This window comes from Salipaludibacillus sp. CUR1, from assembly GCF_021028955.1.
Classification (GTDB): domain Bacteria; phylum Bacillota; class Bacilli; order Bacillales; family Salisediminibacteriaceae; genus Salipaludibacillus.
Genome location: NZ_JAIWPE010000095.1, coordinates 215,116 through 241,339, shown reverse-complemented (window position 1 = coordinate 241,339; position 26,224 = coordinate 215,116). Strand labels below are relative to the sequence as shown.

At 41.2% G+C, this 26,224-nt stretch carries 24 protein-coding genes and 1 riboswitch; of the genes, 13 read left to right on the top strand and 11 right to left on the bottom strand.

Annotation, left to right across the window (positions count from 1 at the left end; all coding sequences use genetic code 11):
- Window positions 1-191 precede the first annotated feature (191 nt).
- Window positions 192-293, top strand: a riboswitch (purine riboswitch).
- Between the two features lie 163 nt (window positions 294-456).
- Both K8O68_RS18655 and K8O68_RS18650 read left to right on the top strand, forming a co-directional pair.
- Complete coding sequence (locus tag K8O68_RS18655) at window positions 457-1,053, top strand: xanthine phosphoribosyltransferase (protein ID WP_230898273.1); 597 nt, start codon at window positions 457-459, stop codon at window positions 1,051-1,053.
- Between the two features lie 29 nt (window positions 1,054-1,082).
- Window positions 1,083-2,600 carry an NCS2 family permease gene (locus K8O68_RS18650; RefSeq protein WP_230898272.1) on the top strand — a complete coding sequence of 506 codons (1,518 nt, stop codon included), beginning with the start codon at window positions 1,083-1,085 and terminating at the stop codon, window positions 2,598-2,600.
- Between the two features lie 730 nt (window positions 2,601-3,330).
- Here the strand turns inward: K8O68_RS18650 and K8O68_RS18645 are convergent.
- Both K8O68_RS18645 and K8O68_RS18640 read right to left on the bottom strand, forming a co-directional pair.
- Window positions 3,331-4,206: a Cof-type HAD-IIB family hydrolase gene (locus K8O68_RS18645; RefSeq protein WP_230898271.1), complete on the bottom strand. Its 876-nt coding sequence runs from the start codon at window positions 4,204-4,206 to the stop codon at window positions 3,331-3,333.
- 65 nt (window positions 4,207-4,271) lie between these two features.
- On the bottom strand, window positions 4,272-5,009 hold the full coding sequence (locus tag K8O68_RS18640; RefSeq protein WP_230898270.1) for an SDR family oxidoreductase: 738 nt from the start codon (window positions 5,007-5,009) through the stop codon (window positions 4,272-4,274).
- A 138-nt stretch (window positions 5,010-5,147) separates the two neighbouring features.
- Between K8O68_RS18640 and K8O68_RS18635 the strand changes: the two genes are divergently transcribed.
- Genes K8O68_RS18635 through K8O68_RS18620 form a run of 4 tightly spaced genes read left to right on the top strand, consistent with a single transcriptional unit; the run spans window position 5,148 to window position 9,236 of the window.
- Window positions 5,148-5,942, top strand: coding sequence for a carotenoid biosynthesis protein (locus K8O68_RS18635; RefSeq protein ID WP_230898269.1), 795 nt, complete (start codon window positions 5,148-5,150; stop codon window positions 5,940-5,942).
- On the top strand, window positions 5,929-6,654 hold the full coding sequence (locus tag K8O68_RS18630; protein ID WP_230898268.1) for a lysophospholipid acyltransferase family protein: 726 nt from the start codon (window positions 5,929-5,931) through the stop codon (window positions 6,652-6,654). Before K8O68_RS18635 ends, K8O68_RS18630 begins: the two co-directional genes overlap by 14 nt.
- The gene (locus tag K8O68_RS18625) at window positions 6,655-7,764 is read left to right on the top strand and encodes a glycosyltransferase family 2 protein (protein WP_230898267.1); all 1,110 of its coding nucleotides are present in this window, start codon (window positions 6,655-6,657) and stop codon (window positions 7,762-7,764) included. It abuts the gene before it with no gap.
- Window positions 7,761-9,236 (top strand): phytoene desaturase family protein, encoded by a 1,476-nt coding sequence (locus K8O68_RS18620; protein WP_230898266.1) that lies wholly within the window; start codon window positions 7,761-7,763, stop codon window positions 9,234-9,236. The genes K8O68_RS18625 and K8O68_RS18620 overlap by 4 nt, the downstream gene beginning before the upstream one ends.
- Window positions 9,237-9,428: 192 nt before the next feature.
- Here K8O68_RS18620 and K8O68_RS18615 read toward each other — a convergent pair whose 3' ends face one another.
- From K8O68_RS18615 to K8O68_RS18605, 3 genes are read right to left on the bottom strand one after another with little or no spacing between them, the layout of a single operon-like run.
- Window positions 9,429-10,265 (bottom strand): phytoene/squalene synthase family protein, encoded by an 837-nt coding sequence (locus K8O68_RS18615; RefSeq protein WP_230898265.1) that lies wholly within the window; start codon window positions 10,263-10,265, stop codon window positions 9,429-9,431.
- A gap of 56 nt (window positions 10,266-10,321) precedes the next feature.
- Window positions 10,322-11,785 (bottom strand): phytoene desaturase family protein, encoded by a 1,464-nt coding sequence (locus K8O68_RS18610; protein ID WP_230898264.1) that lies wholly within the window; start codon window positions 11,783-11,785, stop codon window positions 10,322-10,324.
- Window positions 11,782-13,284: a phytoene desaturase family protein gene (locus K8O68_RS18605; protein ID WP_230898263.1), complete on the bottom strand. Its 1,503-nt coding sequence runs from the start codon at window positions 13,282-13,284 to the stop codon at window positions 11,782-11,784. Before K8O68_RS18605 ends, K8O68_RS18610 begins: the two co-directional genes overlap by 4 nt.
- A 177-nt stretch (window positions 13,285-13,461) precedes the next feature.
- On the opposite strand from K8O68_RS18605, the gene K8O68_RS18600 reads away from it, so the two are divergent.
- Window positions 13,462-13,737 (top strand): ubiquitin-like small modifier protein 1, encoded by a 276-nt coding sequence (locus K8O68_RS18600; RefSeq protein ID WP_230898262.1) that lies wholly within the window; start codon window positions 13,462-13,464, stop codon window positions 13,735-13,737.
- A gap of 2 nt (window positions 13,738-13,739) precedes the next feature.
- A complete protein-coding gene (locus K8O68_RS18595; RefSeq protein WP_230898261.1) occupies window positions 13,740-14,015 on the top strand; it encodes a MoaD-like domain-containing protein in 276 nt (91 codons plus the stop codon).
- Between the two features lie 214 nt (window positions 14,016-14,229).
- Here K8O68_RS18595 and K8O68_RS18590 read toward each other — a convergent pair whose 3' ends face one another.
- The 6 genes from K8O68_RS18590 to K8O68_RS18565 form a co-directional block, all read right to left on the bottom strand.
- Window positions 14,230-16,053: an aldehyde ferredoxin oxidoreductase family protein gene (locus K8O68_RS18590; RefSeq protein WP_230898260.1), complete on the bottom strand. Its 1,824-nt coding sequence runs from the start codon at window positions 16,051-16,053 to the stop codon at window positions 14,230-14,232.
- A gap of 131 nt (window positions 16,054-16,184) precedes the next feature.
- A complete protein-coding gene (gene asnB / locus K8O68_RS18585; protein ID WP_230898259.1) occupies window positions 16,185-18,029 on the bottom strand; it encodes an asparagine synthase (glutamine-hydrolyzing) in 1,845 nt (614 codons plus the stop codon).
- 104 nt (window positions 18,030-18,133) lie between these two features.
- Window positions 18,134-19,123 (bottom strand): class I SAM-dependent methyltransferase, encoded by a 990-nt coding sequence (locus tag K8O68_RS18580; RefSeq protein WP_230898258.1) that lies wholly within the window; start codon window positions 19,121-19,123, stop codon window positions 18,134-18,136.
- Between the two features lie 276 nt (window positions 19,124-19,399).
- The gene (locus K8O68_RS18575) at window positions 19,400-19,870 is read right to left on the bottom strand and encodes a low molecular weight protein-tyrosine-phosphatase (protein WP_230898257.1); all 471 of its coding nucleotides are present in this window, start codon (window positions 19,868-19,870) and stop codon (window positions 19,400-19,402) included.
- A gap of 71 nt (window positions 19,871-19,941) precedes the next feature.
- The gene (locus K8O68_RS18570) at window positions 19,942-20,256 is read right to left on the bottom strand and encodes a hypothetical protein (RefSeq protein ID WP_230898256.1); all 315 of its coding nucleotides are present in this window, start codon (window positions 20,254-20,256) and stop codon (window positions 19,942-19,944) included.
- Window positions 20,257-20,517: 261 nt separating this feature from the next.
- On the bottom strand, window positions 20,518-21,312 hold the full coding sequence (locus K8O68_RS18565) for an SDR family NAD(P)-dependent oxidoreductase (RefSeq protein WP_230898255.1): 795 nt from the start codon (window positions 21,310-21,312) through the stop codon (window positions 20,518-20,520).
- Between the two features lie 165 nt (window positions 21,313-21,477).
- On the opposite strand from K8O68_RS18565, the gene proC reads away from it, so the two are divergent.
- The 5 genes from proC (at window position 21,478) to K8O68_RS18540 (ending at window position 26,052) form a co-directional block, all read left to right on the top strand.
- Window positions 21,478-22,326, top strand: coding sequence for a pyrroline-5-carboxylate reductase (proC, locus tag K8O68_RS18560; RefSeq protein ID WP_230898254.1), 849 nt, complete (start codon window positions 21,478-21,480; stop codon window positions 22,324-22,326).
- 154 nt (window positions 22,327-22,480) lie between these two features.
- Window positions 22,481-23,794 (top strand): phytoene desaturase family protein, encoded by a 1,314-nt coding sequence (locus tag K8O68_RS18555; RefSeq protein ID WP_230898253.1) that lies wholly within the window; start codon window positions 22,481-22,483, stop codon window positions 23,792-23,794.
- A gap of 140 nt (window positions 23,795-23,934) precedes the next feature.
- Window positions 23,935-24,750: an ion transporter gene (locus tag K8O68_RS18550; protein WP_230898252.1), complete on the top strand. Its 816-nt coding sequence runs from the start codon at window positions 23,935-23,937 to the stop codon at window positions 24,748-24,750.
- 98 nt (window positions 24,751-24,848) lie between these two features.
- Window positions 24,849-25,154 carry a MerR family transcriptional regulator gene (locus K8O68_RS18545; RefSeq protein WP_230898251.1) on the top strand — a complete coding sequence of 102 codons (306 nt, stop codon included), beginning with the start codon at window positions 24,849-24,851 and terminating at the stop codon, window positions 25,152-25,154.
- A 91-nt stretch (window positions 25,155-25,245) separates the two neighbouring features.
- Window positions 25,246-26,052 carry a divergent polysaccharide deacetylase family protein gene (locus K8O68_RS18540; RefSeq protein WP_230898250.1) on the top strand — a complete coding sequence of 269 codons (807 nt, stop codon included), beginning with the start codon at window positions 25,246-25,248 and terminating at the stop codon, window positions 26,050-26,052.
- Window positions 26,053-26,224: the final 172 nt, after the last annotated feature.

Here is a 26,224-nt window from a genome sequence, read left to right as displayed (position 1 = left end):
TTGTATATACATGTTCCACAACAAGCAATAGTTTAAACAAAATTCAGCTGGATGTAAACAGGTCAGAGTATTATGTTAAGAAGCTGTCAAACATCTCCGTTCCCTGCGGTGAATTCCGTACAAAACCTTCTCTTTATAACATTATGTTCGGGAATTCTCTTGCATAGATACCCAGATATGATATAATCAATCCATCTGAAAACAAAATAACTCGTATAACTGTGGGAATAAGGCTCACGAGTCTCTACCAGACGACCTTAAATCGTTTGACTACGAGTGTCAAAATATCATTGAGTTAGCTAACATTAGTGTGTGTCGTTTGACTTACGCTATGTATGTTAGTTTTCCCTGTCATCTTAAAGCTAAACTCGGTATTTTGTTCACTCCGTATTTGTGAGGCGTGAACAGGAATACCGGGTTTTTTTGTGGATTGATTAATACTCTGGAGGAATTATTATGGACTATTTACAAAAAAAGATTATTAACCATGGCACAGTGATTAATGACCATGTATTAAAAGTGGACACTTTCCTTAATCACGGCATTGACCCTGTACTAATGAAAGAAATTGGCAAGGAGTTTGCCTCACGCTACCAGCATGAGAAAGTAACGAAAATACTGACTTTGGAATCTTCAGGGATCGCTCCATCGCTGATGACTGCCCTGGCCCTTGACTGTGAACTTGTTTTCGCCAGAAAAAGAAAGTCATTAACTATGGTGGATTCCCTTCTTACTTCTTCGGTTCATTCTTATACGAAAAATCAGACTAACGACATTTCAGTAAGTAAAGACCTCTTCAATTCAAAGGACAAGATCCTGATAATAGATGACTTTTTGGCCAATGGTCAAGCTGCTTTGGGCCTCATTGACCTCGTTCAGCAGGCAGGTGCTGAAGTAGCTGGCATCGGTATCGTAATCGAAAAATCTTTTCAGCCAGGAAGAAAGCTTCTGGAAGAAAAAGGTTTTCGTATAGATGCCCTGGCAAGAATATCAAGTTTATCAAATGGCAAGGTTCAATTTTTACAAGAAGAACCTATTATTGGTCAAAAATAAATTAATAAATATATTAAGGAGAGTTCTTTATGCGTGAAAATACTGCGCGGTACCCGTGGTTTAAGAAAGAAGATACCGATGCTTTCTTTGCTTTATTTCAAAATAACTTAGCTAACTTTGTCATTATTGCTGTAACTATGCTTGGACTCGGTTTCCCAGCTGATCTCGTTTTTGGAAAGGTCATTCCAGGTGCAGCTGTAGCTGTCATCTTTGGAAATGTTTACTATGCTTATATGGCAAACCGGCTTGCAAAAAAAGAAAAGAGAAATAATGTAACTGCTTTGTCTTATGGAATAAGCACACCGGTGATGTTTATATTCTTATTCGGTGTCCTTGTTCCTGCCAACACTTTGACAGGTGACCCTGAGCTTGCCTGGAAAATCGCCCTGGCCGCTGCATTTATCAGCGGTTTAATCGAATTTTTAGCAAGTTTCACAGGAAAATGGTTTCAGAAAAATATTCCAAGAGCGGCGATGCTTGGTGCTCTCGCAGGTGTAGCATTAACATTTATTGCAGGTGAAATGCTCTTTACGTCTTTTGAAATGCCTGTAGTTGGTCTGTTTGTTCTTGCAGTCATCCTTCTTGGAATCGTAGGAAGGGTCACCTTGCCGTTTCGAATTCCTGCTTCATTATTTGCAATGATCATTGGTACAGGTTTAGCATTTGGCCTTGGTTATGCAGATACTGCAGGCATTCAAGAAGGCTTTTCACATTTAGGTTTCTATCCCATCCTTCCTACCCTGGCCGTATTTGAAGGCTTCCAGTATTTATTTGGGGCGATGATCGCACTGTTAGCAGTCATTCTGCCAATCACCATTTATAACGCAGTTGAAACAATGAATAACGTAGAAGCCATGAAAGCTGAAGGGGACGATTATGATGTGAGGGAATGTCAGGCCGTTGACGGTGCAGGGACTATGCTTGGAGCCGTGTTCGGCGGTTTATTTCCTACCACTGTTTATATCGCTACAGTAGGAGCTAAAAAAATGGAGGCTGGACGCGGGTACAGTTTGTTAAATGCCGGGGTTTTTGCATTAGCTGCCACATTTGGTATTATCGCAGCATTAAGTGCCATTATACCTGTAGCTGTAGTAGCCCCTATATTAGTTTTTGTAGGTATTTCAATGGTATCTTCCGCGTTCAGTACGAACAGTCAGAAATATTATCCTGCTGTCGCAATAGCTATGCTTCCTTACTTTGCAAATTATTTAATGACACGGTTCGATAACGCGGCTCCTGATGCTGTAGCAGACTTATCAGCAGGGATTGTCCCGCTCGGCCAAGGCGCCATGTTTACCGCAATTATATTAGGTTCTGTTACAGTATTTATTATTGACCAGCAATTCCATAAAGCAGCGATCTTTGCTTTCATTGGTGCATTGCTGAGCTGGGTCGGTCTGATGCATGCACCTGGCATGGCTTTCGGCGCCTCTGTCGATTTTGCTGTCGGCTACTTGCTGGTAGGCATTTTCCTCGGCACCTATTATTTAAAAGATATAAAGCTAAAGCAAAAACAGAAACAGGAAAAAAGTGCAGAAGCAGCCTGACAATTCCAGTAAAAAAACAGCTAAGTATATAACAAGTGATTTCATCCCTTCAGGTGGCCGCTTCCGAGGGCAACGCTTCAGCTCCCGAGAGAAAAACACTCTCGGGGATCTTCAGCCGTTGCTGTTCCCGCTGGAGTTGCCACCTTTCGTTCTTCAATCACCGTTCCCATTCACTTTTCATTAAAGTAAGGTAAGAAGAAGAGGCCGGGACAAAACTAAAGACAAGTTTGTAAAGTACGAACAAAAATTTTAATCAGACATCTTATAAGGTGGGTTACTTTTAGTTTGACGAATTATTAAATAGCCTCTGTTTTTTTGATTGAAGGACAGAAGGCGGCGACGCCACAGGGAGTAAGCGAAGTCTGAAAATCCACTTTCCCGAAGGAGTCCTTCGGGGAAGTTAGCCCTCGGGTAAAGAAAACACAGCGAACTTCCACACGGATGTGGTGACTTCGGCGTTTTCACAGGACGTGAAGGGGTTAGCCGAAGATCCCTGCGACGATGTTGCACTTATGCCTGTGGTATAAGCCTTCGCCAAGAGTGAATCAGCAAATTAAAAGGACAAGCCCCTGGGCAAGCGTCCGACTGTCGGACTGAAATCACTCCTTTTCTCAAAAAGAAAAGCCGAACAAATTCAAAAATTTTGTTCGGCTTTCTTTTTGATTACTATTCTTTTGTCCCAGCCTCTCCTCGACACTCTGAAGCATCTAAGGCTGCTTTTTTTATTTGATTACTTCTGATAGTTTGGAATAATAGAACGGACAGCATGAGCCACCCCATGATCGGTGTTATTTTTCGTTACATGATCACAAATACTTTTAATTTCGCTTTCTGCATTTCCCATAGCTACTGCATAACCTGCTGTCTTCATCATAGGGACATCATTAAAATTATCGCCTATCACCATTGTCTCATCCAATCCGACATTAAAATAATCAGACATAATTTCAATTCCTTTTCCTTTAGTCGCATCAAGATGTGTGATCTCCAGGTTATCTTTGGCAGACGCACTGACACTTACGTCCATCCCTGACATTAATCGTTTTTTAGCCCTTTCCCGCTTCTCAGTATCTTTTGAAAATGCGAGCAGTTTAAATAAGCTTGTTTCAGGTTGCTTAATCACTTCCCGATAGTCTTTCGTTCTATTAACCGCTCCTTCTTCGAACCTTTTTTCTGCCAGTTCCATCGCTTGACTATAGGAAGAAAACTCTCCTGTAGTCAGCAGAAGGTCCACGACTAAATCCAATCCTTTTTTCTCATTATTAGTATAAGCGCCTTTGGAAGTATAAATCTCAAAATAAATATCTTCTTCAGTTAATATATTGTTCATTAATTCAAACTGGTCATAGCCAAGAGTTTTCTGATGAATAATGTTACCATCTTCCATACGTAAATCAGCACCGTTTACACAGATTAAAGGAAGTCGCAGTCCTGCTTCTTTTAATGGAAGCACCGCCTCTGTATAATCCCTGCCTGTAGCAACAGCAACTGTTATACCTGCAGCCTGAGCCTCCCTGATGGCCTGTACGTTTTCCTTAGAAACTGAACGGCCGTCATTTAATAAGGTGCCATCCATATCTGTTGCAATCAGTTGAATATTTCTCATTTGATATTATCTCCTTATTGATCATTTTAATTAATCTACTATAATACGTGATTCTTATTGGTATCTCAATCCCTGTAAATCATTTTCCTGGTCATCCCGCCATCTGCAACGATATTTTCACCGGTAATAAAGTCGTTGGATTCATCCGCTAAGAAAAGGCAGGTTCTTGCTATATCATCAGGCTTTCCAACACGGCCTGACCAATGCTGCCTGTGGTCACCCTCTCTTAACTGCTCATAGTTTTCAGTTTGAATCCATCCTGGGCTGACAGAGTTTACCCTGATTCCTGAAGGGGCCAGACTGGAGGCTAAAGCATGGGTTAAAGATAACAGGGCCCCTTTTGAAGCAGCATAAGCTTCACTGCCCGGTTCCGACATCAGCGCTCGGGTTGAGGCGATATTTATTATTGAACTACCCGGTTCCATTACTTTCGAACCTCCTTGTGAAAACAGCAATGCACTTCGTACATTTGTGTTCATCACTAGTTCCCATTCCTCCAGAGTAAGGTCATCAAGAGGCAGAAACCTTGAAACTCCGGCATTATTTATAAGTGTTTTTATGGTGAGGCCCAACTTTTTAACTCTTTCCAGAAATCGTTCAATCTCATTGGGATCTGTTACATCTACAGCAGCAAATGTTACTTTCAGTCCTTCTTTTAAAAATAACTCTTCTGTCTGTTTACCTTTCTGCTCATTTATGTCAATTAACCAGACGTGATGCCCCTGCTGAGCAAACCTTTCTGCAATGCTTTTGCCAATTCCCTGTGCCGCTCCTGTTACAACCACTTGTTTTCGTTTAGTCATTTTTTCTCCTCCTGTTCAGCTATACCATAGCAGGTTGTTGTACAATTTTTCCACTGTCCGATATAATTTGACATAGAACATGCGCCTGAACCACTCTATTTATAAAGCTTATTACAGAAAAATAAAGGGGACCTGTTTATGCCGAAGTTTGATTATTACATATTCCGTTTTTTTGTTATCTGGTATATTATCGGAGTTTTTTTATTATCTTTTGACCTTGTACCTCCCTGGCTTGAATGGGCTAATGTTGTCTTTCTCATCACTTCAGGCTTACTGGCAATGATATATTTTTATCGGAGCGGTTCAAAAGTATATGGGTTAATTGCCATAGCGATTGTCTTTTTTCTTTCAATAGCTATAGAGAGTTTCGGGGTTCATACTGGTCTCTTTTTTGGAGAGTATACGTATGAATCAGACTTTGGGCCAAAAATAATCGGTGTACCTGTGACGATCGGATTTGCGTGGGTAATGGTAATAGGTACTTCCCATGTGCTGGCCGCTCCTCTGGCAGAAGCTGTACCCCGATTGAAAGGGCTCAGTTACGCCCTTTATGGGGCGCTGGTAGCTACTTCACTTGACCTGATTATTGATCCTGTGGCCTATGATGTTAAACAATACTGGGTATGGGATGAAGGGGGCCTTTATTATGACATACCCTTCTCAAATTTTTACGGATGGTTTATTTTATCTTTTGTCCTGCATTTACTTATTTACGGCCTCTATCACCGATCGGACGGCTGGATAAACCGTCGGTCGGAATACTGGTCAGGCCGGATGAGGCTGCTATACGGCATGATGGCCCTGATGTTTATAATCGTTGCTTTGGTTAATCAGCTTTGGCTGGCTCCCGCGCTCTCTGCCGCTACTGCAATGTGTTACTACTTTGTGTATCATATTTTAAAGAAAAGGACCTCCGCCTATGATAAAAGCTGAAAGAAAAAAAGCCTTTGAGCACATTTTTCACCAGTATAACCGCTTATTAATTAAAAAATCTTTTAATAAAGTTTTTATCACTAAACATTCTTATATACCATCATCTGCTTCGGGGGGACTTTATCTTATAAATCACAGTTCATGGTGGGATGGCTTATTCCTGTTTTATTTGAACCAGCGCCTTCTTAAACTGGACGGAATAGCGATGATGGGAGAAGACGGCCTGAAACGTTTCCCTTTTTTCAGAAAGCTCGGCGCCTTTTCGGTAAACCCTTCGTCAAAGAGATCTTTAATGGAATCATTAACCTATGCGTCAGATGAGCTAAATCGGGGGAAACACCTGTTTCTGTTCCCTCAGGGGGAGGAAACACACCTTGAAAAAAGGCCCCTCTCATTTTTCTCTGGTGCAGCCTATTTGCACGACAAAAATCCGGATATTTCTGTGATTCCTGTAACGTTTTATCATGGCCTTTTTCATCATCAGCTTCCGGACTGGTATATTCATATCGGCAAACCTTTACATATGGAAAGGGATATGAATAGGCATAAAAAAACAAAGCTGTTTGAAGACGCCGTAACCTTTCAGCTGGATGAATTAAAACAAACCGTCGTAAACGGGCAATTTAAATCATTTAATGTTCTTTTAAGAGGAAAACAGGGAATCGGCCAGAAATGGGAAAATCTGAAGACACGGTTTAAAGGGGGGAAATAAATGCTGCTATACCTTTACCTGGCTGCATTAGCCGCTATGAGCGTATGGGTATTAACTAACGCCATATGTCTGCCCAGGCTGAAGGACCAGGGCACCTCCTCACCGGGGCTCAAACCGCGTGTATCCGTTCTTATTCCTGTAAGAAATGAAGAGCGCAATATAGAAGGCCTTGTTCAGTCTTTAAAGAGCCTTTCTTATAAAAATTCCGACTATATTATTCTGGATGACAGCTCGACAGATGCAACAAGGCACCTGCTGGAAAAGACCATTGGCAATGATCAGCGGTTTAAAATTATTGAAGGAAAACCTCTGCCTGATGGCTGGGTAGGAAAGGTGCATGCCTGCCATCAGCTCTCATTAAGATCATCTGCAGACTATTTGTTATTTATCGATGCCGATGTGCGGCTGCACCCGCAAACGATCGAGCGGTCTTTAAATGCAGTTAAATCTGATACAGGTCTCGTGACCGGTTTCCCCCGGTACCCGGTTAAAAGCTTGTTAGGTCACCTTCTCGTTCCTATGCAGCATTTTGTGGTGCTTCTTCACTTGCCGGTATTACTCTCAAATCTAACCAGATGGCCTGCGGCCACAGCTGCTCACGGCTCATTTATGCTGTTCCGCCGGGACGCCTATACTTCTATGGGAGGGCATGAAAAAGTAAAAAACTCATTAGTAGAAGATGTGCATATCGCACGGGAAATTAAAAAAACCGGTTATAAGGTAAGACTGGTGAATAATACAAACAGCGTCCTGTGTTATATGTACGAGACGAGCAGGGAAGTATGGGAAGGCTTCTCAAAAAATCTGTTTCCGGGACTCGGAAGAAATCCTTTCATAGTCATTGGACTTCTCTTTTTTTATTCTGTATTTTTCATCTTACCTTTGCCTATTGCTGCAGCGGGGCTGATTCAGAATAATCTTATATTGCTCTCTCCTCTTTTGTTAACCATGCTTATAAAGTTAACAGTCGACCTTTTTACGGGACAGAAATGGTGGCTATTCAGCCTGACTCCTTTTGCCCTTCTGTCGATGATATTATTAATGATTTACTCGTCATACTTAGGGTTATCCCAACGTGGATTTGAGTGGAAAGGACGGACCTATCGATGAATAAACAAAAGCGCGCCGTGGTGATCGGAGGAGGCCTGGCTGGTTTATCTGCTGCCATTAAACTCCAATCGGAAGGGTTTCAAACTACCTTGTTTGAAAAAAATGATTATACCGGAGGAAAACTCAAAGATGTGGTCCTTGGCACCCATCATTTCGATTTCGGTCCTAACACTATTACTATGCCTCATGTTTTCCGGAATATTTTAATTGAAGCCGGAGAAAACCCGGATGATTACTTTCAGTTTATTAAATTAACCACTCATACTAAGAACGAATTTTCAGATGGTTCCCATCTCTTTTTTTCTTCTGACAAAGAAGAAATGACTGAAGAGTTAAACAGGCTGGATAGTTCCTCTGCTGCCAAATACAGTGAGTATTTAAAAGAAGTAAAAAAACTCTATCAGCTGGCGGAGAATCATTTTTTAAACAGGACATTCTCTTCATGGAAAGATTATTTATCCCTGCCTCTCGCTAAAGCCATGTCATCTTCCAGACCTCTCGAAAGCCTTGACCGCTTTCATAGACGTTATTTTAAAGATGAAAGAATTATAAAAGCATTTAACCGTTATGCCACATATATTGGCTCCTCCCCTTTTAACGCTCCGGCTACCTTCGCTTTAATCGGCCATTTGGAAATGGGCGACGGGGTATATTTCACGAAAGGCGGGAACCATCAAATTGCTCTTGGCTTTGAGAAAGCAGCTCAAAAACTTGGCGTAGACATCTGTAAAGGTGAAGAAGTCGTCAAATGCATAGCTAAAGACGGAACAATAAAGGCGGTTGAAACAGCAGAAGGCAAGCTGGTGGAAGCAGAGGCATTTGTATTAAACGGGGACCTGCTCACACAATACCCGAGGCTGGTTGAAGAAAAAGAGAGACCTTCACTGCCAGACGGCAAATTTGATCAATATGAACCTTCTATTTCTGCCTTTGTCATATTAGCCGCTCTCTCAGGAAGATATGATGTTCACCATCATCATGTTTATTTTGGCGACCGGACCAGGGAAGAATTTGAAACTATTTTTCAGGATGGCCAGTATGGAATTGACCCTACTATTTATATTTGTACGTCATCTAAAACTGATCCTTCCCTCTCACCTGATGGAGATAATATGTTTATTCTTGTCAACGCTCCTCCCCTTGCAAACAAGGGAACCGCCCCAGAGAGCTCAATGCTTGAAGAAAAGATTTATAAACTGCTCAGCAACAGAGGACTTCCGATCAAAGATTCGCTTATTCAGTCGGAAACGGTCTCTCCCCGTGATATAGCTGAACGCTTCTATGCCTACCGGGGAGCCCTTTACGGTATTGCTTCCAACAGAAAAAAGGACACTTTTTTGCGTCCTTATAATCGGTCACAGGACCTTTCTAATTTGTTTTTTGCAGGGGGAAGTACACACCCCGGAGGCGGATCTCCTATGGTTGTTTTAAGCGGCCGGAATGCAGCCGGACTGATTATTGAAGAATTTTAACATTCTTTTGCCGGTGAACGGAATAAGAAGAGGCTGAACAAAAGCAAGTGAAAAAGAATGGCCCTCACTTATGTGAGAGCCATTTTTCTATCTAAAATCATTAATGCAGGTTGCTTGTAGCTGCTTAATCCCTCTGGCGTCATCGCCTTCTGTCCTTCAATTAAAATTTAATCTCGTACCAGCCTCTTCAAATTATTCAGCGATTGTACTTAATATCTGTTTTTTCTCCTCACTCGTTACAAAAGCTCTTTGCCCGAATACATCATACCCGTTTGAACGTACAGAATTCAGAATCTCACGGTAGAAGTGGGCAGCTGCTTTTACTGGCATCCTGGAAGCAGCCGGATATAAATGAATTGATTCAAGGCTTAGCTCATAATATTTTTCTGCAAGACACGCCATCTCTTCCCACAGAGCCTTAAATGGCAGGTTAATATCATTCTCTTCCAGCATAGACAAAGTATAACCGTGCTTTACCATCAGTTCCTCTGGAATATAAACTCTGCCTCTGCCTAAATCTTCTCCTATATCTCTTAATATATTAGTCAGTTGCATGGCATATCCTAAATAGATAGCACTCTCTGTAAGCTTATCCTTATTTGCAGGAGCGAGAATAGGAAGAAGCATGAGCCCTACCGTGCTGGCAACGTGATAGGAATAATCAAGAACGTCATCGAGCGACGTATACTTCTTTCTCTTTAAATCCATTTCCTGGCCTGCAATCATCTCATAGAAAGGAGTTAAGTCAAAGTCAAAACGTTGAAAGGTATCCTTTAATGCAATCCACAGAGGAGAAGGCTCAGGCAGCTGACCGGCTGAAAATAAATCGAGCTGCCTTTTAAATTCCCGTATGTCTTTATCGGGAGTGAGCCCTTCATCTACAATATCATCAGCTGTACGGCAAAACGCATAAACTGCCCAAACTGCCCGGCGTTTTTTTAAGGGTAAGTGCTGAAAAGCTTTAGCAAAAGTTTTTGAGTGATAGTCTATTATTTTTTTACAAGATTGGTAGGCTTCATTTACGTGCATAAGCCACTCCTCCTCTGCTGAATGTTCATCCAAAAGGTTACCGTTTGCCGTTTACTTTAACCCTGGTTGTATTTCTGATCACTGTCCCTTTGTTCTTCATCTATAAACTGTGACAGTATTTTAGCTCCCTGCATGACGATAGGAACGCCGCCGCCCGGATGAACAGACGCTCCGACAGCATAAATGTTCTCATACTCGAAAGGTTTGAGCTGCGGACGGAATACCCCTGACTGGAATAACGTCGGAGCGATTCCGAAACTGCCCCCGTCAAATAACCCATCTCTTTTCGCTTCGATCGGAGTCCTGACTTCCTTCCAGATTATTTTTTCTTTCAGGTCCTTATCCAGCCTTTCACTTAACTGATCGATAATTTTATCAGCATAGGTGAGATATTCTTCTCTCTTAATTTCTTCCGAGGCCGGTACCGGAATAAGCAGATAGGCGGCACTTTTACCCGGCGGGGCTAGTGACGCGTCTATTAACGACGGATTAAACAAGTAAAAGGAAGGGTCTGAAGGCAGTGTCTTTTTAACAAATATCTCTTTCATTTGGCTGTCCAGCTCTTCTCCCATAAAAAATTGATGCACATGACTGGTAGTTAGCGTGCCTTCGATACCAAGATAGATAAGAAGAGTACCCACCGAAGGAGTGTAAGATCTGCCGGATTTCTTTTGCAGCAGCTTTTCGGCAACAGGGAAGTCTCCATTTAAAATAAAACGGTCAAACGAAAAATCATTTCCATTAACTGACAGAGAGATGGCCCGGTTTTCGGCAGTTTCAATTCGTTCGACTTCTGCCTTATATTCAATTTTAATGCCGCGGTTTGACAGCTCTTCCTCCAGCAGCTCTGCTAGATGCGCGTAGCCGCCTTTAATATACCAGATTCCATGTTCATGCTCGCTGAAAGGCACCAGTGAATAAATAGCCGGCGTTTGTTCAGGAGATCCGCCAATATATAATGTTTGCAGTGAGAAAGCTTCCTGGAGCTGTTTAGACTTAAAAAACTTTTTAGTCTGGTGTCTTACAGTCTGATAAGCTTTGAGTTTCATCAGAGTCTTAATGTTATTTTTAGTCCAGAACGAGCGCCGGTTAACAAACGGCCGGTCAAGAAAGGCTTCTTTTCCCTTTTCAAAGCGCTCTCTCATGCTATCCATATACTCGTGGAAATGATCGCTTTCACCTGGAAACAGCCTTTCAATTTCTTCAGCCTGCTTATGTTTATCACTCCACTTAAGGAGTTTTTTTCCATCTTTAAAATGAAGAGGATAAATAGGATCAATCTTGACCATTTCCAGTTTAGAAAGGTCAATGTTTAATTCTTTTAAAATATCTTTAATCATGTGAGGAAGAAGGACAATAGTCGGGCCTTCGTCTATCCGGTAACCGTCCCTTTCCAAAAAAGCAAGACGGCCTCCTAGTTTATTGTGTCTCTCATAAACCGTTACGTCTTCGCCTTTCTGCTGTAAATACAGAGCGGAAACCATTCCCCCGAGGCCTCCCCCAATAATAGCTGTCTTCATGCTTTCTCCTCCTTCACTCCGTAGGCTCGTGCAATTAGATCAGCTGTGATTTTCGCAGATTCGAATATGGTAGGCAATCCGCTTCCCGGATGCGTTCCTCCGCCAACAAGCCATAACCTGTTCATCTCACGCAGCTTGTTATGAGGACGGAAATACATCATCTGTCCAAGGTTATGAGCGAGGTTAAAAGTAGCCCCTTTATAAACATGTTTGTCAAATTCCCATTCGTAAGGTGTAAGGATTTCTTCAACTTCCATATTGTTTCTTATATCGGTCAAACCTGCTCTTTTCTCTACTTGATCCAGTATTAAATCACGGAAGTCTGTTTTTTCCTGATGCCAGTCTATCCCGCTGAAGTTATTGGGCACCGGCGCCAGAATATAAAGAGAAGATTTACCTTCAGGAGCCATAGAAGGATCTGTAATGGACGCATTCTGCACATAAACAGATGGGTCATCAGACATAATTTTCGACTTCGTAATTTCTTCTACATTTCTTTTATAATCCTCGGAAAACAAAATGGTATGATGATCAAGGTCCACCGGCTTGTTAATACCTGCGTAAATCATAAAAGTGGAGCAGGAATATTTTTTCTTCTGCAACTTAATATTTTTATATTTTCGCCGTTTTTCATCATCCACCAGCTGGCTCATTCCCTGAGCAAAATCCGCATTCATAACCACATCATCGACATCAATTGTCTCGCCATTATCTAATTCAAGACCGCTTATGTCCCTCGTGCCATTAAGTATGAGTTTCTTAACTCCCGTGCCTGTATGGATTTCTCCTCCGTGCTCCCTGACAACTTCAGCCATGGCTTTAGTTAACTGGTTTAAACCTCCTGCAGGATGGAAGACTCCATATTCGTGCTCCATAAAAGAGAGAATGCTGAAAGCGCCGGGGCAGTCCCAAGGCGACATACCTAAATACTTTGACTGGAATGTAAAAGATAATTTCAGCCGTTCGTCATCAAAGTATTTTGACAAGACGTCGTGAAGCGACTTCCCAATCTCCAGCTGGGGTAGAGCTTTTAGACTCCTTAGCCGTAAATAATCAAAAAGAGACGCGTGTTTATTCTGCAGAACAGGCAGCAGGGCCTTCATTTTCTTTCTCGTATCATTCATAAACCTGTCATAGTTTTTTCCGAACCCTGGAAAATGTTTCTCGATATTCTGTCTCATTTTTTCAGGATCAGAACTAGCCTTTATTGTTAAATCATCAAAAGATAATGTATACATAGGGTCAAGCTTTTTTAACGTGACGTAATCTTCTAATCTGCGATTTGAAGATTCAAATATCTCTTCCAGAATAAATGGCATACTGAAGAAAGTAGGACCTAAATCGAATGTATAACCCTGCTTAGTAAATGAGGAGGTTCGGCCTCCCACGTAATCCTGTTTTTCAAAAATCTGGACCTGAAAGCCTTTGGCAGAAAGCATCATTGCTGCTGCGAGTCCTCCAGGACCGGCTCCGATAATTGCTATTTTTCTTTGCGGCATTTTTCCCACCTCTTTATACCGGTGTATTTTAAAAACTATTCCCTCATTGTATAACCCCTAAACAAAAGTTATACAAATTGTATATCCATTTTGTTATTTTTGCAATTAATTAATCCTGAAACAGGATTGTAAATTACTTCATTTCACTCCATAATAAGAGAAAGAGGTGATGTGCCGGTGATAATAAAAGTTTTTGCCACTTTCAGAGAGATTTGCGGCGGGAAAACCATTCAAGTGGATTATGAAGATAACAGTCGTATCGGTGATCTGCTGGATGAGGTCATCAGCCAGTTTCCGGCTATGGAGAAAGAAATTTTTACAACGGACAGGCAAGTAAAACAGCATGTCCATGTCTTTATTAACGGCCGCAATATTATTCATTTACACGGGTTAGAGACGATAGTAAAACCTGATGACCAGCTCGCTCTCTTCCCCCCTGTTGCAGGTGGATAAGCATGACTGTTATTGAAACAATAGAGAACCGGGGTATATCCCAAACCGAACTGATTTCCTATCTGACTCAGTTAGGAGGTATAGCCGGCAAGGTTGAGAACGGCCGAGCAGTCGTCAGGCATAAGAACTGGTTATGTCTATTAATTAGTAAACCTCCTGTTATGTTTATGCATTCAGAAATTCCGGTCGTCATTGTGAAATTTGAAGCTGAAAAAGAACAGGAACTGGAAAATATATTAAAAAAATTCCGCCTTAAAACATTTAGGGCAGGCGGTTAGCTGCTGTATGGCATTTTTAAGAGCAGACCAAGCGTATTACGGGACTAATGAAGGACACATTCCCTCTTAGTATGCCTTTTAAACCGTTAAGATGGATGCAGTAAATTCAAAAAAATAAGAGGGCGTCCCAAAAGTTTGGCTTTTGAGATGCCCCCGTGCTATTTTAGCTCCTGTTAATTTTCCCGAAAAACAGATCCGGTCATTTTTTATTACTTTAAGCTCCTACATTCGTTTCAATGTTAAGTTCTTTAAGCTTTTCCGGTGTGACTATGCCTTCCTTCCAGCCGCGTGCTTCATAATATTCGTTGAGCATTTGCGGGAGGTGGGAAACAGATCCTTCTGAGTTTCCGCCTGCTTTTTCGTTCAGGAAGCGCTTCGGAAGAGTATCCTCTTTCCCTCCAAATCCTGCCTTATTATTAAAATATCTTTCAATGTTATAGACTCTTTCTCCTATTTTCATAATATCCTCGCCTGTTAACTCAATACCGACTACAGCAGAATACTGTTCGGCATATAAATCAGCACTCTCAGAGAAAGCTGAGAATTTGCAAAGGTCGAGGGAGTCTGAGAAAGCATGCAGGTCTTGAAATACTTTTAAAAGTTTTCCTTTTCCTTCTACTGTCAGCCGGTCGACCGGCTCAGGAAGCCCGGCTATTTCTGCCGATACCGTATATCCTCTTAAATGACAGGCTCCCCGGTTACTTGTCGCATATCCCAGCCCGATCCCTTGAATTCCACGAGGATCATAAGCTGGGATTGCCTGATCTTTAACTACCATCGCCAAGTCAGCGTTTCCAAAATTTTTCGCCGCACGAGACGGACCTTCCGCCAGTAGATCTCCGACGCCTTCGCGGTGGACAATCTTATCAATCCATTCGATCATCCTGTCTTCGTCTCCCCAATTAAGCCCTTCTTTAATAAGGCCCTTCTCATAGGCTTCCATGACGACGGAGAAAACGTGGCCGAGTTCAATAGTATCTATTCCGTATTCATTACATCGGTCTATCATATAAGCGACAGCTTCTTTATTTCCGGTTCCGCAGTTTGGCCCCAGCGCCCAGGCGGATTCAAATTCAAAGCTTTCCACTTTTACTTTATACTTGCCTACCGTGACTTCCACCTCTTTTTTACAGGCTACCGGACAGGCATGGCAAGTCGGTTCGCTGACCAGAATTTCTTCTCTTACTGTCTCACCGCTAACAGCTTCCGCATGCTCTGATACGGTTGTTTGGGAGTTATTTGTCGGCAATGCGCCCGACTCATTAATAATATTCATAAGGACGTTCGTCCCGTATACTGAAAGCCCGCCTTTATTCGGCGCTGTAAGAGCTCCCTCATTAATCGCTTTCAAGCCTGATTTCACTGCTGTCTTATACTCATCCGGACGGGCAGGTTCAGGCATATTCCCCCGCTGGGATGCTTTAATGACAATCGCTTTTAAATTCTTTGAACCTGCTACTGCCCCTGTTCCTCCCCTTCCTGCTGCGCGGTCATCTTCATTCATCCAGCCTGCAAAGCGAATGAGGTTTTCACCGCCTTGGCCGATGGTCATAATACTGGTATCTTTAGCTCCATAAAGGTCTTCGAGAGCTTTTACAGTTGACCTTACGCCCTTTCCCCATAAAGAAGAGGCATCTTTCAATTCTGCTTTTCCGTCTTCTACATATAAGTACACTGGCTTATCGCTTTTTCCCGTAAAAATTAAATTGTCAAATCCCGCCCATTTTAACCGGGCTGCCGTCCATCCGCCCATATGAGAATCTGTCACTGTGCCAGTTAAAGGTGACCGTGTCACCGTACATAATCGCCCGCTCATATGAATTCTGGTTCCTGTCAGCGGGCCTGTCATGACCGCAAGAATATTGTCAGGGGAAAAAGCATCAACATTATAAACTCCCTGATCTACCAGGTATTTTACCCCCAACCCCCTCGCACCGACATAATTTTTAAGGTCTTCTTCGTTTAACTTCCGATACTGAATTGTACCTTCCGACAAATTTACCCAGGCTTCGTGATTTTTATAGCCTCCGAGCTCCATGAAGATACCTCCCCAATTAGATTTAACTACAATAGAATACATTCTCTGCATAACTGGAAAATTCCTCTTTTTAAGGGAGTGATTTGTCCGATAGATACAGAATTAATATAAGAAGACTGGCCATAAACTGATTAAATTTTTTTGATACTGTATTCTCTCATCCACGTGTCCACTTGGAGTAAATGAGCGATCAGCTGCGGCCCAGTCATAAGCTGGCCAAAGTAAGGTTTTTGAAAAGAATGACCTTCTGTCTCGGCCAGATCTTTCAAACTTTCATAATTAAAGAAATCGAAAAGCGGGGAATCTTTCTCCTCGACAATTTTTTTCATTGAATTTGAGACTAATTTTTTATAGACCGGATGATGGGTTTTTGGATAAGGGCTTTTCTTTCTATAGAGGACATCATCAGGGAGCATTCCTTCTAAAGCCTTTCTTAATATTCCCTTTTCTCTGCCTTCGAGCATTTTCATTTCCCATGGAATATTCCATACATATTCAATTAACTCATGGTCTGCAAAAGGGACCCTCACTTCCAGGCTTTCCGCCATGCTCATCCGGTCTTTACGGTCAAGCAACGTTGACATAAACCAGTTGATATTCAGGTAAAACATTCTTCGACGTGCCGCTTCTGTATTATTCTCTCCGTTTAATAACGGTGTCTCTCTAACAGTTTCTTTATAACGTAAATCGACGTATTCTTTTAAGTTAAGTTTTTTTCTCCATTCCGGCCTCAACAGCTGTTCCCGTTCATTAATCGAGGTCATCCACGGGAAGCTGTTTCCGGAAAGAAACTTTTTATCATGAAACCACGGGTAACCGCCGAATATTTCATCTGCGCATTCGCCGGACAGAGCGACTGTAACCTTTTTCCGGACTTCTCCGCAAAACCACAAAAGAGAAGAATCTATATCCGCCATCCCAGGCAAATCCCTCGCCCTCACTGCTTTTTTCAAATAATTAAAAAGGTCAGTTTGTGTAATAATCGCCTGGTAATGATCTGTATTGAAAGCTTGAGACATTTTCTTTATCCAAGGAGCATCTTCATTAGGCTGGAATTTATTTGCCTTAAAGTAAAGATCGTTTTCTTCATAATCAATTGAAAAGGTTTTAAGCTTAGGTAAATTATTAGTTTCTGAATAGTTTGCTGCAAATGCCGTGATAGCACTGGAATCGAGTCCGCCTGATAAGAAGGTGCAAACAGGCACATCAGCAGCCATCTGTCTTTCCACTGTCCTTTTTAATAAAATGCGTATCTGTTCTGCCGTTTCATCAATCGTTCCTCGATGGACAAAACTTTTTACCTGCCAATACCTGTTTGACGTTATTCCGCTTTCATTCATTATGAGCCAATGTGCAGGCTTCAGCTCCTTCACGTTCTTAAAAACACCATGTCCAGGTGTCCTGGAAGGGCTTAGACCAAATATTTCTCTCCACCCCCCGTCATCTACCTCTGATTTAACAGCCGGGTGGGCAAGGAGTGATTTAATTTCAGAGCCGAACAAAAGGCCTCCGTCGAGAATGTAGTAAAATAAAGGTTTGACTCCTAACCTGTCCCTGGCTAAATACAGGCAGTTCCTTTCTGAATCCCATACTGCAAAAGCAAATATGCCATTCAGTTTTTCAACGCATTTTTCACGCCAGTGTATATAGGCAGTTAACAGCACTTCTGTGTCTGAGTATGATTGAAAGGAGTAGCCATAAGATAAAAGTTCTTTTCTAATATCTTCAGTATTATATAATTCTCCGTTATAACAAATCGTAAATAAGTCCCCATCTTTATAACGTGTCATCGGCTGGCCGCCTCCGGAAGGATCAACTACAATAAGTCTCGTATGACCAAAAACCACGTGGTTCATTGTCCACGTGGTACTGGTGTCAGGGCCGCGGCTGGAGAGTGTGCCGGCCATTCTTTTTACTTTTTCTTCTTCTTGAGCCAACGTTCGTTTAAAATCAACCCAGCCAGTAATACCACACATAGAATATCCCTCTCCTCTTAATTGAAACTAAAGTCAGTTGTACAATAAAGATATTCAGAGAGGGATGTCCTTTATACACTTTTTTAAAGAGGGAGAGCTGCTGTTTACTTTGTCTTTCTCAAAGTAACCAGATACCAGCCGCCTTCCTTTATAAGCGGTGTCACTTCTTTCACTTTAAGTTTCGCTTTTTTGCTGTCTCGTTTTATTTCATCGAGCGTGGGCAATGGATATAAATTATCGTGGACAGTCATAAATGTATTAAAAGCTGTGGTAAAGGTCTGGCCATATTTTGCTTCCATGACTGGAGTAATAAATGTAACTGATCCGCCTTTATTTAAAATTCGTGATATCTTCGTGTAAAGTTCTTCTCTTTCTTCCTTAGGGAAATAATAAAGCAGATTATGCGCCATGACCAAATCAACTTTATTATTAAATGACTCGATAAACTCTACCATATCTCCATTGTAGACCGGTACTGCTCCATTTAATGCAGCCTCAGCTTTCTCACAAACCTGCTTGTTAATTTCTACGCCCTGCAATTCAATATCAGGAAAACGGTCATGAATATTTTTTAAATAGCCTCCATAACCGCAGCCCATATCAACAATAGAATTTGGCTGTTCTTTTTTTATCCATTTCAATACAGGCGGCACTGCCGCTTTTTCTAATAGAGTCGACGTCTCAGCTACCACTTCTGCAAATTTGTCTTCTAAGTAAGTAATTCGCTCACCCGTTTTCATCAACTCCGGATACTCGAGTAATGCGGGAATATGTAATTCCATCATTTCTCTCAGTAATATTCCGACAGACTCAGAACTATGAGCTGAAGCGTACTTCACCATTTTCTTTTTTGCTTTAATTTTACCTCTGATACTTTTTTTCAAATGGCCTACTTCCAAGCCTACTTCAACCCATCTAATTAACAGCGGCAAGTCAATACTGCACTGATCTGCAACCTGGCTGACAGAGGTGTTTTCAGCGAAGTGGTGAAATAAGTCTAATTTGTATCCTACATGTGCATGCCAGGTCGTTAAAAAATTCTCATTACTTTTCATCCAGTGTCTGGCATGTATAAACCGGTTCAGTTCACTCACCAGGTTCCACTCCTCTCCTTTTCCAATCGTTGTAAAGAATATTTCCCTTACGGTAAAATTGTTAAACCAGATGCAACGGAAATTGCTTTTTTAATTTAATTCATCCTTCGAGCCATATAAATTCCAACACTTATTTATTTAAAGGGGCTAAGACAAAAGAATAGTAATCATAAAGAAAGCCGAACAAAATTTTTGAATTTTGTTCGGCTTTTCTTTTTGAGAAAAGGAGTGATTTCAGTCCGACAGTCGGACGCTTGCCCAGGGGCTTGTCTTCAGCTAAATGTTTTCATTCTTCCTAATGTATGTCAGCAAGTTGGCGCATCCCTTTTCTACCATTTCGTAGACTTCATTGAAATTGCCGGTAAAATACGGGTCGGGGACATCTTCTGTAATAGCCTCCGGTACAAAGTCAAGTAACCTGAAAAGCTCCCCTGACTTATTGCTGCCTTTTAAGCGATTCAGATTTCCTAAGTTTGAGGCATCCATAGCAATAATATAATCAAAATCCGTTAAATCCTTTTCCCCAACTTGCCGGGCGGTGATCTTTGTATGATCGACCTGGTTTTTATCAAGTATTTCCAGCGTTCCTTCATGAGGCCGCTTTCCAATATGCCAGTTTCCTGTCCCTGCTGAGTCAGTATAAATCAGGTGATCGAGACCCGCTTTTTTAACTTCAGTGCGAAAGACGGCTTCAGCCATAGGAGAACGGCAAATATTCCCTAAGCATACAAACAATACATTTACCAATAGATTTCTCTCCTTTTTTTGTGCTCTGTTTCAATTATAGACTAGAAAATGACAAAGAAAAACCTCTTGGATTAACCAAGAGGCACCAGGACGTCATCTTTTTTTAAATAATCGCTGTAATTTGTATAAATATCTTTAATGATCGCGTCGACTGAACTGAATGTTTCACCAACCTGGTATGTTTTTACACTCTTTAATGAGTCTGCAGATTCGGGATTTCCAAGCAGGATTTGAACCATTTCTTCGGGATCACACTCAATTTCTTCCAAATTACGGCCGTCACACTGGCAATCCACATTCTCAAAGCGTTCATACACTACAAAAACATTTTCATTTGTCTCGTCAGTTAAAAGTTCTCTCGTCTCCACTAAATCTTTTACGATCAACTTAGACTTCCTCTCTTTTTTTCCGTGAAATGTTTGTGAAATCAATCACGGAATTTATTGATTACATGCTTTACTATACACTATTTGGGAAAATAATTTGTGAACTTTTTGTGAACTTTAGGTTACATTTTTAAGGATAAAATGAATAAGAATTCAGTTCCAGCAAAGGTTATCACGGATCTGACATTAGCAGGAACAAACATTCCCGTTTACAATTCGTATATATTATGGTTCACCGCATTAAATGAACGAAGTCTCCTGTCATTTGCTGTTCAATCTTTTACCTGCAAGTTTCTCTACTACTCCCGGAAAAAGCTGGTATAATTTAGCGCCTGCTCCCATCCAGCCAGGCAGGTTTATCTCTCTCTTAGGTTTAACTACAAGTTTAACGATCTTTGAAGAAACATAGCCGGGCTCCAGCATCATTTTTTCAACATTTTTCTCGTAGTCTCCTGTTGAGTCAGCAGTCTGGAAAAAATTCGTTCTTACAGGGCCTGGATTCACCACGCTTACGTGAACCGGCGTCTCCTTCATTTCCATTCTCAGAGCATTAGCAAACCCTAAAACAGCGTGTTTTGTTGCCGAATAGACGCTTGCCTTAGGAGTCGCCATTTTACCCGCCAAAGAGGCGATAAAAATCACTTGCCCATAATTATTTTCTTTCATATAAGGAATAGTTGCCTGTGTACAGGCAATCGTTCCGAAAACATTCACCCGGAACATGTCTTCAATATCCTTTTCAGTGGCATTTTCCGCATAATCAAAAATAGCAAACCCAGCGTTATTAATAAGCGTCGTTGGTTTTGCAGCTTCTTTAAAAATATGATTAAAAGTAGATTTGATTTCTGCAGATCTCGTAACATCCAGCTTATAATAAGGGGCTTTAACACCTGTGTTTTCGTATATTTGCCGGGAAAGGTGTTCGAGCTTGCCGACGGACCTGGCTAAAAGGACCGGCTCGCCTCCCCTCGCAGCAACTTCTATAGCCATTTCTTTTCCTATTCCGCTGGAAGCTCCAGTGATTATGACCCGTTCGTTATGTAAACTTTTTTTCATAAAGTATCCCTCTCTTTCAAACGTCTGTACTCATTATAACGGCATATGGGATCGAGGTAAAAAAATGTTATCATTTCTGGTTGACTTTTCAGCCATTGAGATTCATAATGGGAGAAATTTTAAATATTCTAAATTAAAAGATAATAGATAAGGTGGGAGTAAATAATGGTAAACATATCAATTTTAGGCGGAGGGTCTATGGCTGAAGCTCTTACAGCTGGCTGGGTGAGAAGCGGAAAAGTACCTCCCGGAAATATACTGGCCTCGAACCGCTCCAATGATTTGCGTCTTAAGGAGCTTGCAGAGACTTACGGAATAATAACCTCCAGGTCTCCACAAAAGATTTACGCCCATGGAGATATATTCATCCTTGCCTGTAAACCGAAAGACTGGCAAAAGGCACTCGCACCTTTTAAAAACTTTCTAAACCCGGCAACTCCTTTAGTATCCGTTATGGCGGGTGTAACAATTAATTCAATGGAAGATTTTTTTCCTGAAACCCAGGTTCCTGTTATGCGCACAATTCCTAACACTTCTGCCGTTGTAAATGCATCTATGACGCCTTATGCAGCAGGGAAGTGGGTGACCGCAGACCAAAAAACCTCCATAAACCATTTGTTTCAGCTGGTAGGCGATACAGCCGAAGTCTCTGAACAATCAATGGATGCGATGACTGCCTTAACAGGCACAGGGCCCGCATACATTTATTATTTAATGGAATCAATGGAAATGGCAGCAGAAGAAATAGGAATTGATAAAAAGCTGGCACGCCACCTTGTTTCACAAACATTACTTGGAGCTGGACTTCGAGTGCAGGAGAATGACCTTTCTCCTTCCATCCTGTATCAGCAGATTATGAGCCCCGGCGGCACCACAGAAGCAGGATTTAAAGTGTTAAAAGAACAGGGTATGCAAGATATCTTGATAAACTGTATTCACAGAGCATTTGAGAGGTCAAAAGAATTAGGTGGATCAGAAACGAATGAACTGGCCTTCAATAAAAATCATTTATAGTGCCAGTATTTCCCGGCCCTTTTCTTAAAGGGACCGGGAATTATTTTATTTGCTTTAAAAGCCCTCTTTAGTAAGATATAATAATTACAGCACTTAAACAGCATTTACACACACAGATTAAGACATATTCTCACTATTATCGGGAGGTAACAAAATGAGAAAGAGCCAGTACGATGCCGTTATCGTAGGAGGCGGGCTCGCCGGTTTATCCTCAGCCGCTTACCTCGCCTATCACGGCAAAAAAGTGGCGCTATTAGAGCGGGGAAAACTTGGCGGAAGAGCCATGACTATAAAACTTAAAGGCTACCAGTTTAATTTTGGAGCTCACGCCATTTATGCAAGAGACACTTCTTACCTGACCAAAATGGAAAAGGAACTCGGATTAAACATACATTGGGAAGATTACACCCAATTGAAAGCAAAATATGATATGGGTGAGGATACTTCCGTTATTCCTTCCAATATAGGAGGAATGCTGCAGACAAAACTATTAAAAGGAATGGATAAATTCCGTTTTGCTTATCATATGCTTTTTACCACGCTTGGCATTGAAAAAGGCGACCCTAATTTATCTATACAGGAATGGATAGAACTTAGAAAAATCAGTCCGGCAGTCAAGGAAATGATGCTTAACCTGGCTACTACCAACTTTTTTTCTGGAGATCCTGACAGCATCCCGTCTGATGTATTTTTTGATTATTACAGGCGCTTGTTTAAAACAAGTATTCCTGTGAGCTTCATCCAAGGCGGATGGATCGTGCTTATCAATGAGTTCAAAAGGATTATTAAAGAAAATGGCGGAGAGATACTTGAAAAAACAAAGATAACAAACCTTGTTACAGAGGGCGAACGTGTATCTGAAGTACAAACTAAAAAGCATTCCTTTTCCGCTGATCATTTCATTTTCGCCATTCCTCCTGAAGAACTTCAGAAATTATTCAGGGAGTCGCCGATTAAATCAGATTTGGAAAGATACACTGATTATGAACCGACTTACGTGATGTTTTATGACATCGGGCTTAAAAAACGTATTGAGTCTGATTACACTTATATCTTCGATAAAAACAGACAGATTTTCATTACGGATATCTCTTATTACGATATGGAAGCAGCCCCGCCCGGAGGCCAGATTCTACAGGCTGTGGGATACTTAAAGCAAAATGAAATTAATGATCCTGAAGCACATGATCAAATGAGAGAAAGAATGGAAGAGTTTTATGATAAACACTTTGAAGGATGGCGGAAACATTTAGCCATTCCCCGCGCCTCCAAAAAACCGGTTTTGCAGGCCATTAGATGGGCTATGAATCAGCGCGGCCTCCCTACTCACTTCACCAGTCTCCCAAATGTCTATTTTGCTGGTGACTGGTGCCAAGGGTATGGCCAGCTGTCAGAACTGTCCTTTTCAAGCGCCTATGAGGTCAGCCGTAAAATATTAAATAAAAGTACAGCTACAAAAGGTGCTTAAAAACGTCCTCCAATGATTAATCATTGGAGGTTTCTTCTGGCTTATGTTTTTAGTAGAATAGTATAGAATTTATATAAAACCGTATTATTTGCGAGTTTAACAGATTTGATTATTAAAAGTATGCTGAAGGGGTTTTAACAATGGGAAAAAAGACGCTGCCGCCTGAATGGAAATCAAAGCTGCATTCAATTGTTGAGCATAAATGGTTTACAGGTATTATTATTACCCTTATTCTGATAAATGCTGTCGTAGTTGGCCTGGAAACTTATCCAGCTTTATATTCAGAATACAGGTCTTTTTTTTGGACAGCTGACAAAATTCTGTTATGGATTTTTACAATCGAAATAGCATTAAGACTCTTGGCCGCACGAACGATTAAGCACTTTTTTAAAAACAGCTGGAACTGGTTTGATTTTCTTATTGTTGCTGCCGGTCATTTGTTTGTAGGAGCCTATTTTGTAACTGTTCTTCGGATTTTACGGGTTTTACGGGTTTTTAGAGCCGTTTCAGTTATCCCCTCTTTAAGAAAGCTTGTTGATGCATTGTTAATGACTATTCCGGCTCTCGGAAACATTATGCTTCTTATGGGTATTATATTCTACATCTTCGCAGTTATCGGTACGATGCTTTTTCAGTCTACAGCACCTGAATATTTTGGAAGTCTGCAGCTGTCTCTTCTCACACTTTTCCAAGTTGTTACTCTCGAATCCTGGGCAAGTGATGTGATGAGGCCCATTTTTGCGGAACTTCCATGGGCGTGGCTCTATTTCGTAGCTTTTGTTCTCGTTGGTACCTTTGTTGTTTTCAACCTTTTTATAGGCGTAATTGTTAACAACGTTGAAAAAGCTGATCATGACGAAAAAGAAGCAGAAAATACGCATGAGGAAGTCAAAGAGCTGAGAAAAGAAGTCAAGGAGCTAAAAGAATTGCTTGAACGCCAGGTAGTAAATAAGTAACTTTTTGATCTATGTCAGATTTTCTTACAAAAATTCAATATCCTTTCTTAATCCATGATATATTATAAAAAAGTTATTTTTTGTGGAGAAAGAAGGGGATGGCTTTGTCATTTAGTTATAAAGACAAAAAGGTAATCAGCATCGGTATAACTAGTGAGTTAACAGGCTTATCCGAGCGGCAGATCCGTTATTATGAAGAAAGGAAGCTCGTTTTCCCTGACCGCAGTAAAGGGGGCACGAGAAAATATTCTTTTGCTGACGTGGAGAGGCTGGTTGATGTGGCCAATAAAATGGAAGATGGAATGCAGACTTTTGAAATTAGAAAAGAAGAAATGAAAAAGTCTGATATAAGAGATAAAATGCTGCGCGGGCAGCTAAATGCTGCTTTTAAAATACGCAAATAAAAAAACCTCCGGATTTGGAGGTTTTTTATTTATTTATTTTATCCATCCGTTACATACTAAAACGACAGCTAAATTTTCGGGAGGTATTAAAATGACTGCCAAGCCATTAAAAGTATTTTGGGTCTGTGTCTTATTTTTTCTTTTTTTAACTGAAAGTGTAGTTGAAGCAAATGACGACTGGCCAGTTGGAAAAGCAGCTATTATTATTGATGATTTCGGAGGAACAGGCAAAGGGACAGAAGAATTTCTAGCTGGTAATATTCCTGTTACCGTAGCAATCATGCCTTTCATGGAACATTCCACTGAAATTGCTGAACGGGCAAATGAACTGGGTTTTGAAGTAATAATTCACTTGCCTATGGAACCAAAGAAAGGAAAAGTTTCCTGGCTCGGCCCAAATCCTATTCTTTCCAATTTAACTGCGGAAGAAGTCCATGACCGGGTTAAAGCGGCTATTGAGGATGTGCCTCATGCTAAAGGAATTAACCAGCACATGGGATCCAAAATTGTTGAAAACAAAGAAATCATTAATGAAATTCTTTCTGTAGCAAAAGCGCACGACTTTTATGTGATTGACAGCGGTACTAACCCTAAATCCTGCCTCCCTTCAGTTTCCAAGAAATACGGCCTGCTGTTTGATGAGAGAGATATTTTTTTAGATAACACCCATTCCTCTTCAAACCATGTTTATAAAATGGCTAAAAAATTGGCAGACCTGGCAGAAGCAAATGGAGAAGCGATTGGAATAGGCCATGTGGGAATAAAAGGAAAAGAAACTTATATGGGAATTCAAAAGGCGGTACCATATTTTGAAGAAAATAACGTGACTATTGTTCCTGCCTCTTCATTACTTGAAACAGAAATAGACGAGGACTTCGACGGCTTCTGGCAAGATTAGAAAGCTTTTCTCAAAGGCTTGAGGTCAGCCTCTAGTTTCTTTGAGAAAAAAAAACCATAATCCCTGAAAAGAGACTATGGCGATTCAAAGAGATGGTGGTTCCCCTGGATCATATCAGGAAGAAAAGTCCTCGCTGACTTCCCGAAGCAACCCTTCAGAAAAGTTAGTTAAA

Bases quoted from the DNA above. Each gene is read 5' to 3' on its own strand.
- proC (WP_230898254.1), top strand. From the start codon at position 21,478: ATGGTAAACATATCAATTTTAGGCGGAGGGTCTATGGCTGAAGCTCTT.
- K8O68_RS18630 (WP_230898268.1), top strand. From the start codon at position 5,929: ATGATAAAAGCTGAAAGAAAAAAAGCCTTTGAGCACATTTTTCACCAG.
- K8O68_RS18645 (WP_230898271.1), bottom strand. From the start codon at position 4,206: ATGAGAAATATTCAACTGATTGCAACAGATATGGATGGCACCTTATTA.
- K8O68_RS18605 (WP_230898263.1), bottom strand. From the start codon at position 13,284: ATGCCGCAAAGAAAAATAGCAATTATCGGAGCCGGTCCTGGAGGACTC.
- K8O68_RS18595 (WP_230898261.1), top strand. From the start codon at position 13,740: ATGACTGTTATTGAAACAATAGAGAACCGGGGTATATCCCAAACCGAA.
- K8O68_RS18550 (WP_230898252.1), top strand. From the start codon at position 23,935: ATGGGAAAAAAGACGCTGCCGCCTGAATGGAAATCAAAGCTGCATTCA.
- asnB (WP_230898259.1), bottom strand. From the start codon at position 18,029: ATGTGTGGTATTACTGGCTGGGTTGATTTTAAACGAACGTTGGCTCAA.
- K8O68_RS18620 (WP_230898266.1), top strand. From the start codon at position 7,761: ATGAATAAACAAAAGCGCGCCGTGGTGATCGGAGGAGGCCTGGCTGGT.
- K8O68_RS18590 (WP_230898260.1), bottom strand. From the start codon at position 16,053: ATGGAGCTCGGAGGCTATAAAAATCACGAAGCCTGGGTAAATTTGTCG.
- K8O68_RS18655 (WP_230898273.1), top strand. From the start codon at position 457: ATGGACTATTTACAAAAAAAGATTATTAACCATGGCACAGTGATTAAT.
- K8O68_RS18610 (WP_230898264.1), bottom strand. From the start codon at position 11,785: ATGAAGACAGCTATTATTGGGGGAGGCCTCGGGGGAATGGTTTCCGCT.
- K8O68_RS18545 (WP_230898251.1), top strand. From the start codon at position 24,849: ATGGCTTTGTCATTTAGTTATAAAGACAAAAAGGTAATCAGCATCGGT.
- K8O68_RS18640 (WP_230898270.1), bottom strand. From the start codon at position 5,009: ATGACTAAACGAAAACAAGTGGTTGTAACAGGAGCGGCACAGGGAATT.
- K8O68_RS18555 (WP_230898253.1), top strand. From the start codon at position 22,481: ATGAGAAAGAGCCAGTACGATGCCGTTATCGTAGGAGGCGGGCTCGCC.
- K8O68_RS18540 (WP_230898250.1), top strand. From the start codon at position 25,246: ATGACTGCCAAGCCATTAAAAGTATTTTGGGTCTGTGTCTTATTTTTT.
- K8O68_RS18615 (WP_230898265.1), bottom strand. From the start codon at position 10,265: ATGCACGTAAATGAAGCCTACCAATCTTGTAAAAAAATAATAGACTAT.
- K8O68_RS18565 (WP_230898255.1), bottom strand. From the start codon at position 21,312: ATGAAAAAAAGTTTACATAACGAACGGGTCATAATCACTGGAGCTTCC.
- K8O68_RS18650 (WP_230898272.1), top strand. From the start codon at position 1,083: ATGCGTGAAAATACTGCGCGGTACCCGTGGTTTAAGAAAGAAGATACC.
- K8O68_RS18635 (WP_230898269.1), top strand. From the start codon at position 5,148: ATGCCGAAGTTTGATTATTACATATTCCGTTTTTTTGTTATCTGGTAT.
- K8O68_RS18625 (WP_230898267.1), top strand. From the start codon at position 6,655: ATGCTGCTATACCTTTACCTGGCTGCATTAGCCGCTATGAGCGTATGG.